This is a genomic window from Alteromonas nitratireducens (genome assembly GCF_040812025.1).
In the GTDB taxonomy this organism is placed as follows: domain Bacteria; phylum Pseudomonadota; class Gammaproteobacteria; order Enterobacterales; family Alteromonadaceae; genus Alteromonas; species Alteromonas nitratireducens.
Genome location: NZ_JBFNPK010000041.1, coordinates 1 through 1,298 on the forward strand (window position 1 = coordinate 1; position 1,298 = coordinate 1,298).

At 39.4% G+C, this 1,298-nt stretch carries 1 protein-coding gene; it reads right to left on the reverse strand.

Annotated elements, in window-relative coordinates:
- Window positions 1-294: 294 nt before the first annotated feature.
- The gene (locus tag AB1N33_RS16605) at window positions 295-1,017 is read right to left on the reverse strand and encodes a hypothetical protein (protein WP_411272680.1); all 723 of its coding nucleotides are present in this window, start codon (window positions 1,015-1,017) and stop codon (window positions 295-297) included.
- Between the last annotated feature and the right edge of the window lie 281 nt (window positions 1,018-1,298).

Consider the following 1,298-nt stretch of genomic DNA (forward strand, 5'->3'; position numbering starts at 1 on the left):
AGTCTGTCGCGATTTATAATGAGAAAAGGCCGCATCTGGCCCTAAAATACAAAACGCCCGATGAAGTTCACCGGGCGCTTTAAACTGAAATAAGTGTCAACTTATATCAGGACTAGTCAACTCATGAAACGCACATAAAAAACCCGCCAGATGGCGGGTTTTTAGGGTGATGAATTTATACCTGTTTCTATGAAATAAGTCGTTTAACGCAGTTCTGCAACCATAAGGCATACATTGAACCACTCAATTAATTAAGTTGTTTAATAATTTAAGGCACAAAGCAAAAGCAAAGGTTCATTGAGAGCAAGGTCGCAACCTTAGAAAAATGCAGATACTCAATATAAAAATAAATATCGTGGATGGTTCACTTACTGGCGCAACAACCTGCCTTAAACTAGTAATTCCCCCCTCTAAGCGCACGTACGTCCAATCAGTTCGCTTTCCACTGTTGTAATCGTTGAACTCATCGTGGTTCATAGCAAAAATAGAGAAGGAAGTCCTGTCAAAATCAGCCAACACGATATCCTCTGGCTTGGGTAATATATCTCCCTGAATAAAATCAGCTGAATAATCCCACAAACTAAAGGTATAAGATGCAGTAAGTGTATTTCCGATTCCGAGATTGAAAGGAGGCGAGTAATCTAAACCCGGACTAATCCAGAAAAGATCCATAAGCCTCCCTCCGGAAAGTCGGTCATCCCAAATTTGAACAGTATTTGAACTAAATCGAGTATCCCCTTCAATATTTAAATTACCGAACTCCGCAAAAGAGTTTGATATCACCGGATAAAATGCGACGGTTGGATCATTCTCAAATGACTTATTTTCTTTAAGACTCGGGTCATAGTTGTAAGTAAAGAAACCTTTGAATTCAGTTCCAATGCCTATATCGTTGGGAAGGATTGATTTATTGTCTGTTACTCTATCGAAGACGCCGGAAAACTCGAAAGTGACTAAACTTGCGGCTAATTGCGGCGAAACGAGACTGATTAATAAACACAGCAATACTTGCTTCATATCTTTTACATCCTTGTATAATTGAATTGCCAAAGTAGCACTTTTACGCAATAGAATCAACACCTTACACGTCTACCCTGCTTCTATTGATATCCTGCTATAACTCTAAAATCGAGTTTCCCACTTTCCTTAACAGTTCAACTGTCATGAGCGATTGAGAGAGGGGTTCTACCCCGTTTTCACGGACGGTTTAATAAAGACGTAAACTTTTTGTCTTGATTAGCAAGTCTACGTCGCATTCTTGGATTATGGAACCGTTCAACGTAATCGAATATATCTGC

Bases quoted from the DNA above. Each gene is read 5' to 3' on its own strand.
- AB1N33_RS16605 (WP_411272680.1), bottom strand. From the start codon at position 1,017: ATGAAGCAAGTATTGCTGTGTTTATTAATCAGTCTCGTTTCGCCGCAA.